The organism is Labrys wisconsinensis (genome assembly GCF_030814995.1).
Classification (GTDB): domain Bacteria; phylum Pseudomonadota; class Alphaproteobacteria; order Rhizobiales; family Labraceae; genus Labrys; species Labrys wisconsinensis.
The window spans coordinates 190,704-206,903 of record NZ_JAUSVX010000014.1 but is presented as its reverse complement, the minus strand read 5'-3'; the positions used below and the strand labels follow the sequence as shown (position 1 = coordinate 206,903).

Sequence of the window (16,200 nt, the reverse complement as noted above, 5' to 3'; positions counted from 1 at the left end):
GGAGGGACAGAGCCATGACGATCGACGACGGACAGGCAGCCCATCGCCGCCTGCTGGAGACGCTTGCCCACGGCGATGCGGGCCGGATCAAGGCGTTCGCGGAGGAGCTCCTGCCCGAGCTCGGCACCGTGGAAGTGCTCAGGAGCCGCACCGGCCTCGTCATGGTGCCGATGCGCGACACCGTCCGCGGCGTCGATTTCCATCTCGGCGAGGTGCTCGTCGCGGAGGCGCAGGTGAAGCTGGCCGGCGTCCAGGGTTACGGGATGGTCGTCGGCCGCGACCTCGAGCACGCCATGGCGATGGCGCTGATCGATGCCGCCGCCTTCGCAGGCATGGCGCAGGAGCGGATCGGCGCCTTCGTCGAAGCCGAGGCCGCGATCCTCGCCGAGACGGACCGCCGGACCCTGCGCGCGGTTGAGGCGACCCGCGTCGAGATGGAGACCTTCGGATGAACGCGGCCGTCTTCCCGGTTCCCGACGCCGACGAGCGTCGGGACAACGCCACCTTCGAGGCGGTGATGTGGGCCATGGCCAGGCCCGGCACGGCGCGGCTGCTGCCGGACACCGGCCTGTTGCCCGTCGCCCTCGCGCTCGTCGATCTGGAGACGCGCATCCACTGCGACGATGCCGGGTTGCGCGAGCCGCTGGCGCGCACCGGCGCGGCCTTTGTCGCCCTGGAGGAGGCCGACCATCTCTTCCTGTCCGGCGATCTGACGGCGGCCGTCGCGGCTTCGGTGGCGGCGGGCTCGGCGCTCTATCCCGACCAGGGCGCGACGGTGGTGGCGTCCGTGACGCTCGCCGGCGGCCGGCTTCTGCGGCTGACCGGGCCCGGCGTCGACGGGGCCGTGACCATCGCCCCCGCGATCGCTCCGGCTTTCTGGGCGGCGCGGGCGCGCATCCCTTATCCGGCCGGCTTCGAGCTCGTGCTCGTCGAGGGGCGCCGGGTGGTCTGCCTGCCGCGCTCGACCCTGGTGGAGGTGCTCTGATGGCCTATGTGGCGGCTCGCGGCGGCGAGCGGGCGATCGAACAATCCGAGCGGCTCTATCGCCAGGGCCTCGGCGCCATCGATGCGCGCCGCGTCGCGGAGATCGGACGCGCCCTGCCCTGGCTCGTCGACCGGATCATGGGCGAGGCCTCGCTCCATGCGCCCGATCTCGCCGCGCTGGCGCTGGCGCAGGCGGGCGGCGACCTCTACGAGGCGGTGCTGCTGCTGCGCGCCTGGCGGACGACCCAGCCGCGGCTCGCCGTCGCCGAGCCGCTGACGCAGGACGGGCTCTTCGTCCACCGCCGCATCTCGGCCGCGTTCAAGGACATTCCCGGCGGCCAGATCCTCGGGCCGACGCTCGACTATTCCCACCGGATCCTGCGCACCGAGGTGCTGGAAGGCGAGCGCTTCGCCCCCGATCCGGTGGAGCCCGCCGCCGATCCCGCCCCGGCCCGCCAACCCCTGCTCGCCGACTGGCTGAGGGCCGAAGGCCTGGTCGCCACGCCGGCGCGCCAAGAGGTCGCCAAGGAGGACATCCCCGATCTGACGCGCGAGCCGCTGCTGTTTCCGGCGGGCCGCGCGCACCGGCTGCAGAGCCTCGCCCGCGCCGATACCGGCGGCGTCCTGGCCCTGGGCTATGCCGCGATGCGCGGCTATGGCCCGGCCCATCCGACGGTCAACGAGCTCAGGCTGGCCGAGGCCGAGGTCAGGGTCTCGCATCCCCGCGGAACGGTCTTCTCGGCCGGGCGGGTCAAGGTCTCGCAGGCCGAGATCGCCGCGAAGGGCGGCACGGACACGATCGATCTCGGCTTCTCGGCCACGCTCGGCTGGAACGAGGTCAAGGTCATCGCCGGCGGCACGCTCGATCTCAATGCCGCGAAGGCGGAGATCGGCTCGGCCCTGGAGGAGGAGTTCTTCCTCTACCACACCGAGCCGGTGGAGGCCTCCGGCTTCTGCCTGCACTTCAAGCTGCCGCATTACGTCACCTTCCAGTCCGCGCTCGACGCCCTGCGCGGCGCGCGGCAGGCGAAGGCGGCCGCCGAAGTCGACGAACCGGAAAGGGAGCCGGCGGAATGAGCGGATTGGCGCAACTCACCAGGCCGTGGCAGCCGATGAGCTACGGCTTCCTCGACCCCTCGGCCAAGCGGGAGCTGCGTCGCAAGACGCTCAAGGCGATCGCCGTGCCCGGCTGCCAGATGCCCTATGCCAGCCGCGAGGTGCCGATGGCGCGCGGCTGGGGCACCGGCGGCCTGCAGGTGACGCTGACGCTGCTCAACCCCGCCTGCGTGGTCAAGGTCATCGACCAGGGCGCGGATGACGGCGTCAACGCCGTCTCGATCCGGCGCTTCCTGTCGAAAGTGTCGGGGGCGCGGGAGACCACCGACACCTGCCAGGCGACGATCATCCAGTCTCGCCACCGCATCCCGGAGGAGGTGATGCGGGACGACCAGATCCTCGTGCTCCAGGTTCCCAATCCCGAGCCGCTCCGGCCGGTCCAGCCGCACATCTCGCTGGCGCGGCAGATGCATGCCGATGCCGACTATGCCCGGCTCTGGCTGATCCTCTACGAGCAGATGCTGCGGGCCGGCCGCATCATGCAGGGAGCCTCCTATCCCTCGCTGGTCAACGGCCGGCACGTCATGACGCCCTCGCCGATCCCGCGCTGGGACGTGCCGAAGCTCGACATGGCGCGCCATCTCACCCTGCTCTCGGCCGGCCGCGAGAAGCGTCTCCACGCCGTGCCGCCCTTCACCAGGGTCGAGCCCCTGGCCTTCTCCGACGTGCCCTACAGGATCGAGGACCATGCCGGGCTCACCTGCGCCCGCACGGGGCTCGAGGGCTTCTTCATGAACGAGATCCCGCAGGCCGATGGCGGCTCGCTCTTCGAGATCTCCGACAGCGGCCTCGGCGAAAAGGCGCTGCGCCGCGCCGAAGGCGAGAGCGTGACCATCGGCGAGACCTGGTACCGCGACGGAGCGATGCGATGAGCACCGCCGCGATGGCGCCCGTCCGGCGCGACCTCGACCCGCCGCGCCTGATGCGCGCCGGACCGGTCCTGACCATGCGCGGCATCTCCCGCCGCTTCGGGCCGGTCACGGCGCTCGAGGACGTCGATGCCACCGTCTATCCCGGCGAGGTGCTCGGCATCGTCGGCGAATCCGGCTCGGGCAAGTCGACCCTGCTCCGGATGATGAACCTGGAGGACAGCCCCGACGCCGGCGACTACCGCCTCGCGGTCGCCGGCGCCGAGGGCAATCTCTTCGCGCTCGAGCGCTTCGCGCGCCGGATGCTGTGCGCGCGCCATATCGGCATCGTCTACCAGAATCCGCATCAGGGGCTGCTGATGCGCAACTCCTCGTCCGGCAACGTGGCCGAGCGCCTGCTGATCGCGGGCGAACGGCGCTTCTCGGCCCTGCGCTCGCGGGCCCGGGATGCGCTTGATGCCTCCGAGTTCCCGCTCGAACGCATGGACGCAAGGCCGATCGAGCTCTCCGGCGGCATGCAGCAGCGCGTGCAGCTCGCCAAGGCGATCGCGCTCGAGCCGGCGCTGCTGCTGCTCGACGAGCCGACCACCGGCCTCGATGTCTCGGTGCAGGCCCTGGTGCTCGACACGCTGAAGCGCCTGCAGCGCGAGCGCGCCATCACCATGGTGCTGGTCAGCCACGATCTCGGCGTGATCCGCACCATGGCCGACCGCGTCATGGTGATGCGGCGCGGGCGTGTGGTCGAGGAAGGCCTGGCCGACCAGATCTTCCAGGATCCCCAGCACCCCTATACGCAGTCGCTCGTCCACGCCAAGCTGTGAGGCCCGCCATGCCCCGCCCCGTGCTGGAGGTCGAGGACCTCGCCAAGCATTTCGACATCCATCACCTCGAGCAGCGTGTCTTCGCCTTCGAAGGCGTGAGCTTCCGGCTCTGTCCCGGCCAGTTCCTGCTGGTGCGCGGCCGCAACGGCGCCGGCAAGTCGACGCTGCTGCGCACGCTCTATCGCACCTATGTGCCCAAGGGCGGCCGGATCTGGTTCGAGGCGGCGGAGGGGCGGATCGACCTCGCCCGCGCCGCCGATGTCGACGTGGCCGCGCTCAGGCAGCGCGACATCGGCTTCGTCACCCAGTTCCTGGTCGCCCGCCCGCGCGTGGCGGCGGACGAGATCGTGGCCGAGGCGCTGCGCCGGGCCGGCTGGGCCAGGGCCGAGGCGCTCGACGAGGCGCATCGCCGGCTGGATGAATTCGGGGTGAAGCGCGAATTGTGGCGCGCCTATCCCTCCACCTTCTCGGGCGGCGAGCAGCAGAAGGTCAACCTCGCCCGCGCGCTGGTGCTGCCGCAGCGGCTGCTGCTGCTCGACGAGCCCACCGCCAGCCTCGATGCCGGCGCGCGGCACGCCCTGATCCGCCGCCTCGGCGCGCTGAAGGCGGAAGGCGTGGCGATGATCGGCGTGTTCCATCATCCGGAGGACGTCGCCGAGCTGATCGACACGGAGCTGACGCTGGCCTCCTGACCCCTGCCCGCTGCGCGACTGCCTCCGGGGAATTGGCAGCAACGACGGCGCCCTTCCAACAACGTCGCGAGTCTTTCACGATGTCGCGCCCGCAATTCGTTAAATTTGACACGTCGATTCGTTAAGATCCGCGATTTACCTTATTCCCTAACAAGGGATTCACACTTGCTTGCAATCGTCTCTGTTCAGGCTGCGGGAGGAACGCCTGCGCTGCGACGGGAGATCGCGATGGATGTTGGAGTTCTGCGACAATCGTTTGCGGCCGTGCCGGTCCATCCGACACGGCTCGATGCGCTGGCACCGCGCGATGCGGTGACGACGGAGCTGTCCGCAGGGCAGAGCGTCTCGGCGGCGGCGGGAAGCGATGTCGTGCGCACCGACGTCTCCCCGCACGCGGCGACGCTGTCGCGGCTGGCGGAGGCTTTCCAGCGCAGCGAGACGCGCTTCGAGCGCGACCGCAAGACCGAAGCGCTGGTGTTCAAGCGCATCGATCCGGCCACGGGCGAGGTCCTGCTGCAGATCCCCGACCAGTCGCTCCTGGATCTCCGGGCCTATCTCCGGCAGACCGGGGACACAGCCCGCTCCACGGCCGAGACCACCGGGACGGCGATCGAGAAGACGGCCTGACCACGGCCGCGGTCTCAACCCAGCATTTACCATTCCAGCGCGAAAGCCGCCGCAAAGGCGGCGCACCAGCCGGATTTAACCCCTTCTTAGCGGCCCGGCACACAACGATGGCCGGCTCTCAGGATGAGAGCGCTCAAGCTTCCTAGGAAGGGAAGGCAAATGGCATCGAACATCACCCTCTCGGCAGGCGTCCGCTCGAACCTGCTCAACCTCCAGCAGACCGCCGATCTCAAGAACCAGACGCAGACGCGGCTGGCGACCGGCAAGAAGGTCAACTCGGCGCTCGACAACCCGTCGAACTTCTTCACCGCCGCCTCGCTGACCAGCCGCTCGAGCGACCTCTCGGCCCTGCTCGACGGCATCTCCAACGGCATCCAGACGATCAAGTCCGCCAATGACGGCATCTCGGCGATCACCTCTTCGATCGAGTCGCTGCAGGCGACCGTGCGCCAGGCCCGCCAGGACAAGTCGTTCAAGAGCGCATCCTATGCCGTCGACGCCAGCGCCATCGGCACCTCGACCGTCAAGTCGCTGAGCTTCGCCGGCGGCGCCGTCGGCTCGACCGCCGTCAACGTCTCGCTGAACGGCACCACCACGGTGACCGGCGCCAGCGACTTCGCCGCCCCGGCCTCCGCCGGCAACCTGACGCTGCAGGCCGACGACGTCAACGGCGGCAGTGCCGTGACCGTCGCCCTCACCACCAGCGACACGCTCGACACCACCGTCGACAAGATCAACGCCGCCACCGGCGGCTCCGGCATCGTCGCCTCCAAGGACGCGGCCGGCACCAAGCTGGTGCTGACCAACGCCTCCGGCAACGACGTCACCGTCGGCGGCGACGCCGCCGCTCTCACCGCCACCGGCCTCACCGCCGCCACCACCTCAGCCACGGTCAGCACCACGCCCAAGACCGTCGACCAGCTGGTCGACGCGATCAACAACAACTCCAAGCTCTCCGGCAAGGTCCGCGCCTCCAACGACGGCGGCAACCTGCGCATCGAGAACGACTTCACCTCCAACCTGTCGATCACCGGCTACAACGCCTCGACCAGCAAGTTCGACGGCGGCTCCGGCGTGAAGACGGTGGGCGGCAACGACTTCCGCAACAACCTGGTGACGCAGTTCAACAGCGTTCGCGACCAGCTCAACAAGCTGGTGGACGACGCCTCCTTCAACGGCGTCAACCTGCTGAAGGGCGACAAGCTGAAGCTCAACTTCAACGAGACCTCGACCTCGAGCCTGACGATCCAGTCGACGAACGCCAGCGGCATCAACACCACGACGCTCGGCATCAGCGCCGCGACGGCGGACGAGTTCGGGTCCGACTCGGCGCTCGACGATCGCCTCAACCAGCTCTCCGACGCCCTGACCACGCTGCGCTCGCAGTCCTCGGCCTTCGGCTCGAACCTCTCGATCGTGCAGAACCGGCAGGACTTCACCAAGGCCCTGACCAACACGCTGCAGGTCGGCGCCGACAACCTGACCCTGGCCGACACCAACGAGGAAGGCGCCAACCTCCTGGCCCTCAACACCCGCCAGCAGTTGCAGACCACCTCGCTGTCCTTCGCCTCGCAGGCGGACCAGACCGTGCTGCAGTTCCTGCGCTGAGCGAGCCCGGCCGTTCACGCGACCACGAGACGGCGGCGCCCGCAAGGCGCCGCCGTTTTCTTTCCCACGGCGCGCTGTACCCTCCGGCGAGACCGATTCGGCAGGAGGTGCCATGTCCCTCAAGGTGGAGCTCAAGCCGGGCGAGCGCATCATCCTCGGCGACTGCCTGATCACCAACGAGGGCGGGCGCACCAAGCTGATGATCGACGGCAAGGCGCCGCTCCTGCGCGAGAAGGACATCATGACGCCGGAGGCCGCCGACACCGTGGCCAAGCGCATCTATCTCGCCGTGCAGAGCATGTACCTCTCCCAGACCCCGGCCGACCACCACGCCACCTATTTCGGCCTGGTCCGGGAGCTGATCGTCGCCGCCCCCTCCACGCTGCGGATCATTGAAAGCATCAACAACAAAATATTAACTGGGAGCATGTACAAGGCTCTCAAGGATGCTCGCGACTTGATCGAGTATGAACAGGAATTGATGGCGAATGCAAAGCGGAGCGAACGCTTACTATAAGACCGCCACCGTGACGATGAATCCTCGCGAACTTGAGGCATCTCTGCTGCTCAAAGCCGCCAGACAGCTTCAGGCCGTGCAGGACGACTGGGACAACAAGAAGTCCGACCTTTCCAACGCCCTCGATTTTAACAGAAAACTCTGGACGTTCTTGCTGACGGCGGTGACCAATCCGGACAACCCGCTGCCGGCCAATATTCGCGAGAACGTCGCCAATCTCGGCATCTTCATCCTCGGCCAGATCCTGGAGACGGCGCAGGCGCCCTCCGCCGACAAGATCAAGATTCTCATCGACCTCAATCGCGAACTCGCCAGCGGCCTCAACACGCCGGCCTGAACCACGACAGCTTCGAGATCGGCAAGCCGCGGGCGGGGAAGCCAACGGGGCGCCGGATTGCGCGGGAACCGGGTTTTGCGTACCCGCCACAATCATCCCCCCGGATCACCGATCCGGGGGGATCGCCGTTTGCGACGCCCGCGGGCGTCGGCGGTCCGGCGTTCAGCCGAGGAAGTTCACCAGCGTCAGCTTGGACAGCATCGAGGTCATCTGGTAGCTCGCCTGCAGGCGCGTCTGCACCGCCAGGAGCGAGGCGGCCACCGTGTTGTCGTCGCTCTGCTCGACGCCGGCGACCAGGTCCCGGGCGGTGGCGATCGCGGTCTTGTGCCGGTCCTTGGCCGCATCCGCCACACGCTGCGCCCCGGCGAGCTCGGTGGTGATGGCGGTGACCGAGCCGGCGCTGTTGTCGGGCGCCAGGGCGGTGCGCACCCGGTCGGCCAGGGCGGTGTTGCGCGCCGTCGCGTTGGCGTCGCCCGCCGGGGCGACCTCCGTCGCGAACAGGGCGAGCGTGCCGACCAGCTTGGCGATGCCGGGCTCGTTGGCGCGCACGCCGTAGTCGACCGAGAGCGAGGTGTCGACCTTGGCCGTCGCCGACTGGCGGGCGCCGACGCTCGGGTCGTCGTCCCCCTGGTACCAGACCACCGTGTCGGTCGGCGTCGCGTCCCGCAGCGCGGTCGCCGTCGCGGCCGTGGCGGGCGGGGTGATATCGACGCGCTTGGGCGGGGTGTTCGGGCCGCCGGCGAAGAAGTCCTGCGCCGCCACCACCGAGGAGGCGGCGGAGAGCGTCGTCTGCGATTCGGTGTCGAGCCGGCCGAGGACCGCATTGCGCAGGTTCGCCGCCGTCTCCGCCGCCGTGGCGCCGATCTGGAACTGGCCGGAATCGTCCGGCGAGGCGTTGGCGGAGGCGGTGAGCGTGACGTCGGTGGTGGTGCCGTCCGGCAGGGCCATGGTGAGGGTGATCGTCTGGCCGTCGGTCGGCTGCGCGCCGAGGGAGACGGTCTGCGACGGCGGGCTGCCGCTCGGCGTGGAGATGGTCGCGCCCGTCATGGTGGTCGAGCCGCCGACGAGCTTGAAGCCGAAGGGGTGGGTGCCGTCCTCGGCCAGGGTGAAGGAGCTCCCGCCCGCGGCCGAGACGTTCAGCCGGCCGACCGAGGCCGCGCCTGACGTATCGAGGTTCACCGTGCCGATATCCGCCGTCCGGCGTTCGGCGATGACGCCGCGCAGGCCGAGCGCCGTGCCGTCGCCGTCGAGAATGGTGTCGGCGCTCGCCACCGGGTTCTTGTCGGTGGCCCGGCCGCCGAAGAGATAGCTGCCGGCGACGTCGGTGCCGAGCACGGACAAGGCCTCGTCCAGGCGCGAGCGCGCATCGATCTGGGCCTGCGTCTGGCCGCCGGCGACGATCGTCGCGTTGGTGAGGGTCGTGCCCGAGCGCTGCTCGGAGGCCAGCGTGTTGAGCCGGGTGAGCGCCGTGGAGGCGGTGCCGATGCGCAGGTCGACATTGGCGATCGTGTTGGTATAGCCCTGCAGCTGGCTGATCTGGGCATGCATGGCCAGCGAGGTCGAGCGGCCGGCACCCAGCCCGCCATAGGTCTGCGACACCTGGCCGGAGGAGAGCTGCCAGGTCAGCGTGTTGAACGAGGCCTTGAGGTCGCTCATCGAGCGGCTGAGCGCGCCGGAGAGCAGCGAAGAGGAACCGATCTGCACGGGCGTCACTCCTACATGTTCATCAAGGTCTTCATCATGTCCTGGATGGTGGACATGACGCGGGCATTGGCGGCATAGGCGTTCTGCAGCGTCAGGAGGTTGGACATCTCCGCGTCGATGCTGACGCCGGCGCTCGCCGACAGCTTGTCGGCCAGGGCGTTCACCACCACCTGCTGGCCGGCATTGAGGTTCTTGGCGACCTCGCCGGCGCGCCCCTGGGCCTCGACCACGGCCCGGGTGAAGGAGCCGATCGTGCCGGCATAGGGATTGCCGGTGCCGCCGATGCCGGTATCCGGCTGGAACGCCATGCTCGTCTTGGTCAGGGCGTCGAGGATGGCCTGCGGCCGCGTGGCGTCGCCGGTCTGCACGCCGGCATCGTATTGCACCAGCAGCGAGGGATCGGCGATCAGCCCCGCATTGACGGCGATGCGCCCGGCCAGGCCCGTGCGCTGCGACAGGCCGCCGTCGAAGCTGCCGGTGTAGAGCGTGCCGCCGCTGCCGTCGACGAACAGCGGCAGAGCCGTCCCCGCCCCGCTCAGGGCCGTCGAGGTCACCGACGCGGACAGGCCGGTGACGTCGGTCGTGCCGGCGGCGCCGTCGTCGAGCACCGTGACGCTCGAGCCGGTTCCCGACACCGTGAAGCCGGCGCCGAGCGTGGCGGCAATGGCGGCGCGGGCCCCGTCCGCGCCGCCGGTATAGCCCACAACCGTGACGTTCGAGGCGCCGCCATTGGCGGAGGCCGGAAGGGGCAACGGCGTGTCGGGGCTGACCTCGACGAACACCGCCTGCTTCGCCACGCCGCCGACGCTATAGGAGACGGTCAGCGGGTTGCCGTGCTGCAGGCCGGAGAGATCAAGGCTGAAGCCGGCCTGCCCGCCCGACGTGGCGGCCGTGCCGGCGACGTTGGTGTTGGACAGCGCCAGCGACATCTGCCCGGCGATGGTGTCGAGCTGGGTCTGGGCCTGCACCAGGGTGTCGTCCCGGAGCTCGATCAGCGCGCCGATGGTGCCCGAGCGGATCTGCTTGCCGGCGATCATGTCGGTGGCGGCGCCGCCGCCCGGCGGGGTCAGCGTGATCGTGCCGACGCCGCGCTGCGTCGGGTCGGTGCTGTAGAGGTCGCGGGCGCCGAGCTCGCCGCGGCCGTCGAAGGACAGCGTGGCCGGCTCGCCGTCGAACAGCGGGGCGCCGGACGCCGTGGTGACCGTGATCTTGTTGCCGCCCGCGGACGCGACCTTGATGTCCATCAGGGAGGAAAGCTGCGCGATATAGCCGTCACGCTCGTCGAGCAGCGCCGCCGGCGCCTGCCCGGAACCCGACAGCCGGTCGATGCGGTCGCTGACGCTCTTGAGGCCGGCCAGGGCGGCGTTGGCGTCCTGCACCGCCTGGGCGAGCTGCGCCTCGGCGCTGCTGCGCAGGGACTGCACGGTATCGGTGGCGCTGTTGAGCTGCTGGGCCAGCGCCCGGGCGCTGCCCAGCACCCCGGTGCGGGCCGTGGCGCTGTCCGGCGTCGCGGCCAGCGCCTGCAGCGACTGGGTGAAGGCGTTGAAGATGCCGTCGAGCGAGGTGCTGCTGCCCGGCGTGCCGAACAGCGTGTCGAGACGGGCGTGGTAGTCGGCCTTGGTGGCGGCATAGGTGCCGCCGGCCGTCTCGGTCCAGAGCTGCTTCTGCACCAGCGTGTCGAGGACGCGCGACACATCTCCGGCGCGCACGCCCGTGCCGACGCCGCCCGACACCACCTCCTGCGGGGTCTGGACCTTGCGCGTGTAGTTGGGGGTGTCGGCATTGGCGACGTTGTTGGCGACCACCCCCATGCCCGATTGCGTCGCCCGCAGCCCGGACAGGGCCGACAGCATGGCGCTCGACAAGCTCATGGTCCGACCTCGCTAGAGCATTCCCAAGCGAACCCGCACTCGGTTCACGTGAAGAAAAATGCGCAAGAACAAAGAGATGGAGAGCATGATCAAATCCAATTCGAAGCGATCATGCCCCAGGACGCACCGCCGGCTCAGCGCTTCATGCCGAGGGCTTCCTGCATCATCTGGTCCGCGGTCGAGACGATGCGGGTGTTGGCGGAATAGGCTTGCTGGGTGACGATCAGCTTGGAGAACTCGCTGGCGATGTCGGTGTTGGAGGCCTCGGTGGCCGAGCCGGTGATCTCGGCGCTGCCGCCGAGGATCGGCGGGCCGGAATCGAGCGTCTCCGCGAAGGCGCCGCCGTCGCGCTTCTGCAGCGAGTCCTGGCCGTTGAACGTGGCCAGCACCACCCGGGCGATCTCCAGCGTCTGGCCGTTGGAATAGTTGGCGACGACGTGGCCGCCGTCGGTGACGCCGACGCTGATCACCTCGCCGGCGGCATAGCCGTCCTGCGTCAGGGCGTTGACCTGCACGGCGCCGCCGGCGTCGGCATATTGCGTCAGCCCCTTGGCGCCGAGGTTCATGGTGACGTCGCCGAGGCCGACCCCGTTGACCGACACGCCGGCGAGCGACACCGAGCCGCCGGTCGGCGACGTCAGCTGCCCGGCGCTGTCGAAGGTGAAGGTGGTGCCGACGTTCTGGTAGGCGGTGTCCGTGCCGGTCGCCGAGGTGTTGGACTGGTAGAACAGGTTCCAGGTCGCCGGCGAGTCCGATACCTTGCCCCAGCGCAGCTGCAGGCTCACCGGATTGCCGTTGGCGTCATAGGCGGTGACCGCCCCGCCCGAGATCGAATTGGACAGGAAGCTGGACTGCTCGTCGCCGCTGATCGAGGTGCCGGCGGGGCCGGTGCCGTCGATCAGCCCGGCCGGCAGCAGCTCGCTGCCGGGGACGCTGGCATCGGCCTGCGAGGTCAGCGGGAACTGCGGCAGGTTGGCGCGATAGGTGATGGTCTGCGTCGGCTTGGCCGCCAGGAAGGACTTGGTGAGTTGCACCGGCACGGGCATGCCGGAGGACGGGCTGCCGGTGGCCGGATCGACCGGCAAGGCCTTGAGGTAGTAGCCGGCGCCGTTGACGAGATAGCCGCTCTTGTCGAGGGAGAAGTCGCCGCGGCGGGTGTAGAGGCTCTCCGCGCCGAAGACCGGACCGCCGCCGGCCGAGCCGGCCTTGGCACCGACGATGAAATAGCCGTCGCCGTTGATCGCCATGTTGGTGGCGATGTCCGAGTTCTGCACGCTGCCCTGAACGCTGTTGCTGGAGCGCGTCAGCGCCCGCACCGAGCCGGCGGTCTGGTAGGCGGCGGGGCCGTCGGCCGAGATCAGGTCGAGGAAGCTGGTGTCGCTGCGCTTGTAGCCGATGGTCTGCGAGTTCGCGATGTTGCCGGAAATGTTCTCCAGGGCGAAGGACTGCGCCCTCAACCCGCTGACGGCCGTCGACAAGGCGCTGAAAATGCCCATCCCACTCAACTCCCCTGCAGCACGCCGACACGGCGCGCTGGCCCGGGCGGCGCGCTGCAGGGGCCGTGCCAGAATTTTTCTCGCATGGAATCAGGAGCTTGCAGGGCGGAAGCCGCGCGCGGGGCGGCAAAAAGCGCCGGCGGCCGGGCAGTTTTTGCCGCCCCGCCGAACGCCGGGAGGGCCGGATGCACCGATCCCGCGCCCTCAGTCCTGCTCGCGAGCCTCGGCGCCGTTGCCCGCCTTGGCGAACAGGCCGCCCGCCACATCAGCGACGTTCGGCTGCGGCAGGGCGGCGAAGGGCAGCGGGCGCGTGGCGCTGATGGCGGCGAGGCCGAGCCGGGCGATCAGGATGCCGTTGAGCACCCCCTCGCCGAGCTTGGCGGAGATGCGCGAGGCGAGACCGTGGCCGAGCGCCTGGCTGAGGAGCGAATCGCCGGCGGCCATGCCGCCGGTGACGGCGAGGTTGCCGAGCGCGTGGCGCAGCAGGCGCAGCAGGCCGAGCCCGCCGGGCCGTCCGCCATAGAGCACCGCGAGACGGCGGACCAAGCGCAGCGTCTCGCCGGCGACGAACAGGATGTCGACCAGGGCGCGCGGGCTGACCGCCGTCACCAGCGAGACGCGCTTGGCGGCGTCGGCCACCAGGCGACGCGCCTCGGCATCGAGCGGAGCCATGAGCTCGCGTTCGGCGACGCGCACGAGATCGGCGCCGTCGACGATCTCGCGCGCCGCGGATTCGACCACGGCGCGGGCCCGGGCCGTGCGCGGGTCGGCGCGGTAGAGCGCCACCAGATCGCCGGTGAGCTTGCGCGCGAGGTCGCGGTCGTCGGCGGCGATGGCGGCCACCGCCCGGTCGTGCAGCCCTTCGATGCGCGCCAGCCGCATCAGGCCGGCGGCCTCGCGCAGGGCGATGGCGAGGAAGGCGACGGCCGCGAGCGCCGCCAGCGCGGCGCCGAGCCAGCCGAGCCAGTCGGCATAGGAGAAGAGGTCATCGATCAGCCGGGTCACCGACAGGCCGACCGCCAGCGACACCAGGCCGCCGGCGGCGCTCCAGAACAGGGCGCCCCAGCGCGAACGGCGGCGCGGCACGGGCGGCGGGGCTGCGGCGCCTTCGACGGCGCTGTCCGGCTCCGGCGTCACCACCACCGCGCCGCGCGGGCGCGGCGACGGGGCCTCGAGGCCGGGATCGGCGACCACGACCCGGGGATCGTCGAGACGGAAGGCGCGGGGCCCGCGGCGTTCGTCGGTCATGGATCGCCCCTCACGCCAGCTTGTCGCCGATCAGGAATTCCAGCGCCCGGTCGAGCCGGATATGCGGCAGCACCCGGCCCGGCTCCACCAGCGGCGGACGGAAGCGGATGAAGCGGTAGTCGACGCGCTCGCCCACGCCGCTCTCCAGCCCGGCAAAGGTGGCCTCCGAGAAGATCGCCTGGGGATCGGCGGGCAGCTCGCCGGGGAAGACGGCGATCTCGGCCGTGCCGTCGAACACCTCGGTCGGCGAGCGCTCGCCGGCCACCGGCGTGCCGATGATGCAGGGCAGGCTCTCCCGCCCCTGCTTCACCGTCGCCTCGCGCGTGGCGCGCACCGAGGCGAGCGCCACCACGTCGACCGCGGCCCCGGCGAAGGCGGCCCGCTCGATGGCAGCGTCGGCGAGGCGGCGCAGGATCGCCTCCAGCCGGTCGTGGCTGGTATGGTGCAGGTGGTCGGCCTTGGTGGCGGCGAACAGGATCCGCTGCACCCGCGGACGGAACAGGGCCGAGAGCCAGGAATTGGCGCCGACCCGGAAGGCGGAGAGCACCGAGGCCAGAGCGGTTTCCAGGTCGCGCACCGCCTGCGGCCCGGCATTGAAGGCGGCCAGGGCGTCGACCAGCACGACCTGGCGATCGAGCCGGGCGAAATGCTCGACGAAGAAGGGTTTCACCACCTTCTGCTTGTAGGCCTCGTAGCGCCGCTCCATCATGGCGCGCAGCGAGCCCGGCCGTACGTCGCTGCCGGGAGACAGGTCGAGCGGCGCGAAGGTGAGCGCCGGCGAGCCGTCGAGGTCGCCCGGCATCAGGAAGCGGCCGGGCGGCAGGGTCGAGAGGGCGTAGCGCTCGTCGCGGCCGGCGCGGAGATAGGCAGTGAAGAGCTGCGCGGCCATGCGCGCCGCCGTCTCGTCGGCCGGCCCGTCCGGATCGAGGCCGGCGAGATGGCCGTGCCAGTCGCGCGCCAGGGCCGGGCGCGAGCCGGCGCGGCTGGCGGCCAGGGTCTCGGCCGACCATTCGGCATAGGACTTCTGCAGGAGCGGCAGGTCGAGCAGCCACTCGCCGGGATAGTCGACGATGTCGAGCGTCAGGGTCGACATGGCCGAGCCGAAGCGGCGTGCCGACTGGAACTCGATGGTGAGGCGCAGCTCGGAGATCTGGCGGGTCGAATCCGGCCAGCGGCGGTCAGGGCCGACGAGGTCGGCGAGATGCGTCTCGTAGTCGAAGCGCGGCACGGTGTCGTCGGGCTGCGGCGACAGCGAGGCCCGGGCGACGCGCCCCTCCGCCTGGGCCCGGAACACCGGCAGCCGCCCGCCCTCGACCAGCGCCTGCACCATGGCGGTGATGAACACCGTCTTGCCGGCCCGCGACAGGCCGGTGACGCCGAGCCGCAGCGTCGGATTGAGCGTGCCTGCCGCATAGTCGGCGATGCTCCTTGCGGCGATCAGGGCCTCGTCGACCAGGGAACTCCAACCGGGCATCGGGCGATGCTCATCCTTTCGGGTACGCGGACACGACGCCATATGGCGATGCCGGCGCGATTGCGCGAGGCCTGCGCCGCACGCCTTCATCCGGCGCGCCGGCGCGGCAGTCAACCGTGTCGCGCCGAGCCTGGTTCCGATCGCCGGCGGCGCACATCGCGGAGGGATGGTGGGCATTGCCGAGGAGGAGCTGGCGCATCACGGTCCGCGCCGTCGTGGCGATGCACGGCCTCGGCCACTTGCGATGCTCGACCAGATAATGCGGAATATCCTGCTTCACCTTGATCGCAAGGGCGAAATTGGCCTTCAGCACCTCAGTCGAGATCGCGCGGCGTCAGGAACAGCGCCAGCTCGCCCCTGCCCTGGCCGATATCAGCCCAGCCACCCTCGTGGAACTCGATCACCGCCAGGGCCGCGGTCGGGAATTTCTCGCCGAGCCGGTCGCGCAGCCGCTCGGCGCCGCCGCCGATGAGCAGGGCGGCGGTCAACTCCAGGCCCGGATTGTGGCCGATCACCAGGAGCGTGCCGACGCCATCGTCGATAGCGCGGATCAGGGCGAGGATGGCCTTGGGCTCGGCTTCGTAGATCGCCGACTCGAACCGATGCTCCACCGGTCCGAGGCAGGGCGCGACGAGCTCCCAGGTCTCGCGGGTGCGCTGCGCCGTCGAGATCACGGCGAGGTCCGGCTTCAGCCCGCGCAGGGCCATCTCCTCGCCCATGTGCGGCGCGTCGTGACGCCCGCGCGGGCCGAGCGGACGGTCACGGTCGGACACGCCCTTCGGCCAGTCGGACTTGGCATGGCGCAGAAGCATCAACCGGCGCATGAAGGCTTTCCA

Annotated in this window: 17 protein-coding genes; 10 read left to right on the top strand and 7 right to left on the bottom strand. The window is 70.2% G+C overall.

What is annotated here, in order from left to right; translation table 11 throughout:
- The first annotated feature begins 14 nt into the window (after window positions 1-14).
- From phnG to flaF, 10 genes are all read left to right on the top strand, one after another.
- Complete coding sequence (gene phnG / locus QO011_RS30360) at window positions 15-452, top strand: phosphonate C-P lyase system protein PhnG (protein ID WP_307280807.1); 438 nt, start codon at window positions 15-17, stop codon at window positions 450-452.
- Window positions 449-985 carry a phosphonate C-P lyase system protein PhnH gene (phnH, locus tag QO011_RS30355; RefSeq protein ID WP_307280805.1) on the top strand — a complete coding sequence of 179 codons (537 nt, stop codon included), beginning with the start codon at window positions 449-451 and terminating at the stop codon, window positions 983-985. Before phnG ends, phnH begins: the two co-directional genes overlap by 4 nt.
- The gene (locus tag QO011_RS30350; protein WP_307280803.1) at window positions 985-2,061 is read left to right on the top strand and encodes a carbon-phosphorus lyase complex subunit PhnI; all 1,077 of its coding nucleotides are present in this window, start codon (window positions 985-987) and stop codon (window positions 2,059-2,061) included. Before phnH ends, QO011_RS30350 begins: the two co-directional genes overlap by 1 nt.
- On the top strand, window positions 2,058-2,972 hold the full coding sequence (locus QO011_RS30345) for an alpha-D-ribose 1-methylphosphonate 5-phosphate C-P-lyase PhnJ (RefSeq protein WP_307280802.1): 915 nt from the start codon (window positions 2,058-2,060) through the stop codon (window positions 2,970-2,972). Before QO011_RS30350 ends, QO011_RS30345 begins: the two co-directional genes overlap by 4 nt.
- Entirely contained in the window at window positions 2,969-3,790 is an 822-nt protein-coding gene (locus QO011_RS30340; RefSeq protein ID WP_307280800.1) for an ATP-binding cassette domain-containing protein, read from the top strand. Before QO011_RS30345 ends, QO011_RS30340 begins: the two co-directional genes overlap by 4 nt.
- A gap of 8 nt (window positions 3,791-3,798) precedes the next feature.
- The gene (locus tag QO011_RS30335) at window positions 3,799-4,482 is read left to right on the top strand and encodes an ATP-binding cassette domain-containing protein (RefSeq protein WP_307280798.1); all 684 of its coding nucleotides are present in this window, start codon (window positions 3,799-3,801) and stop codon (window positions 4,480-4,482) included.
- 228 nt (window positions 4,483-4,710) lie between these two features.
- Window positions 4,711-5,109 carry a flagellar protein FlaG gene (locus QO011_RS30330; RefSeq protein WP_307280795.1) on the top strand — a complete coding sequence of 133 codons (399 nt, stop codon included), beginning with the start codon at window positions 4,711-4,713 and terminating at the stop codon, window positions 5,107-5,109.
- Window positions 5,110-5,268: 159 nt separating this feature from the next.
- Entirely contained in the window at window positions 5,269-6,717 is a 1,449-nt protein-coding gene (locus QO011_RS30325) for a flagellin N-terminal helical domain-containing protein (protein ID WP_307280792.1), read from the top strand.
- A 112-nt stretch (window positions 6,718-6,829) separates the two neighbouring features.
- The gene (gene flbT, locus QO011_RS30320; RefSeq protein ID WP_307280790.1) at window positions 6,830-7,234 is read left to right on the top strand and encodes a flagellar biosynthesis repressor FlbT; all 405 of its coding nucleotides are present in this window, start codon (window positions 6,830-6,832) and stop codon (window positions 7,232-7,234) included.
- Between the two features lie 16 nt (window positions 7,235-7,250).
- Window positions 7,251-7,571: a flagellar biosynthesis regulator FlaF gene (flaF, locus tag QO011_RS30315; RefSeq protein WP_307280897.1), complete on the top strand. Its 321-nt coding sequence runs from the start codon at window positions 7,251-7,253 to the stop codon at window positions 7,569-7,571.
- A 162-nt stretch (window positions 7,572-7,733) separates the two neighbouring features.
- Here the strand turns inward: flaF and QO011_RS30310 are convergent, their stop codons facing one another.
- The 7 genes from QO011_RS30310 to QO011_RS30280 all read right to left on the bottom strand — a co-directional run bounded on the left by QO011_RS30310 (window position 7,734) and on the right by QO011_RS30280 (window position 16,188).
- Window positions 7,734-9,275 (bottom strand): flagellin family protein, encoded by a 1,542-nt coding sequence (locus QO011_RS30310; protein ID WP_307280788.1) that lies wholly within the window; start codon window positions 9,273-9,275, stop codon window positions 7,734-7,736.
- An 11-nt stretch (window positions 9,276-9,286) separates the two neighbouring features.
- On the bottom strand, window positions 9,287-11,146 hold the full coding sequence (gene flgK, locus QO011_RS30305) for a flagellar hook-associated protein FlgK (RefSeq protein ID WP_307280786.1): 1,860 nt from the start codon (window positions 11,144-11,146) through the stop codon (window positions 9,287-9,289).
- 134 nt (window positions 11,147-11,280) lie between these two features.
- Complete coding sequence (locus QO011_RS30300; protein WP_307280783.1) at window positions 11,281-12,642, bottom strand: flagellar hook protein FlgE; 1,362 nt, start codon at window positions 12,640-12,642, stop codon at window positions 11,281-11,283.
- 204 nt (window positions 12,643-12,846) lie between these two features.
- A complete protein-coding gene (locus QO011_RS30295; protein WP_307280780.1) occupies window positions 12,847-13,890 on the bottom strand; it encodes a YcjF family protein in 1,044 nt (347 codons plus the stop codon).
- 10 nt (window positions 13,891-13,900) lie between these two features.
- Entirely contained in the window at window positions 13,901-15,364 is a 1,464-nt protein-coding gene (locus tag QO011_RS30290; protein ID WP_307280776.1) for a YcjX family GTP-binding protein, read from the bottom strand.
- Between the two features lie 10 nt (window positions 15,365-15,374).
- Complete coding sequence (locus QO011_RS30285) at window positions 15,375-15,677, bottom strand: hypothetical protein (protein ID WP_307280774.1); 303 nt, start codon at window positions 15,675-15,677, stop codon at window positions 15,375-15,377.
- A 1-nt stretch (window position 15,678) separates the two neighbouring features.
- Window positions 15,679-16,188, bottom strand: a complete 510-nt coding sequence (locus QO011_RS30280; RefSeq protein WP_307280771.1) for a SixA phosphatase family protein — start codon at window positions 16,186-16,188, stop codon at window positions 15,679-15,681.
- Window positions 16,189-16,200: the final 12 nt, after the last annotated feature.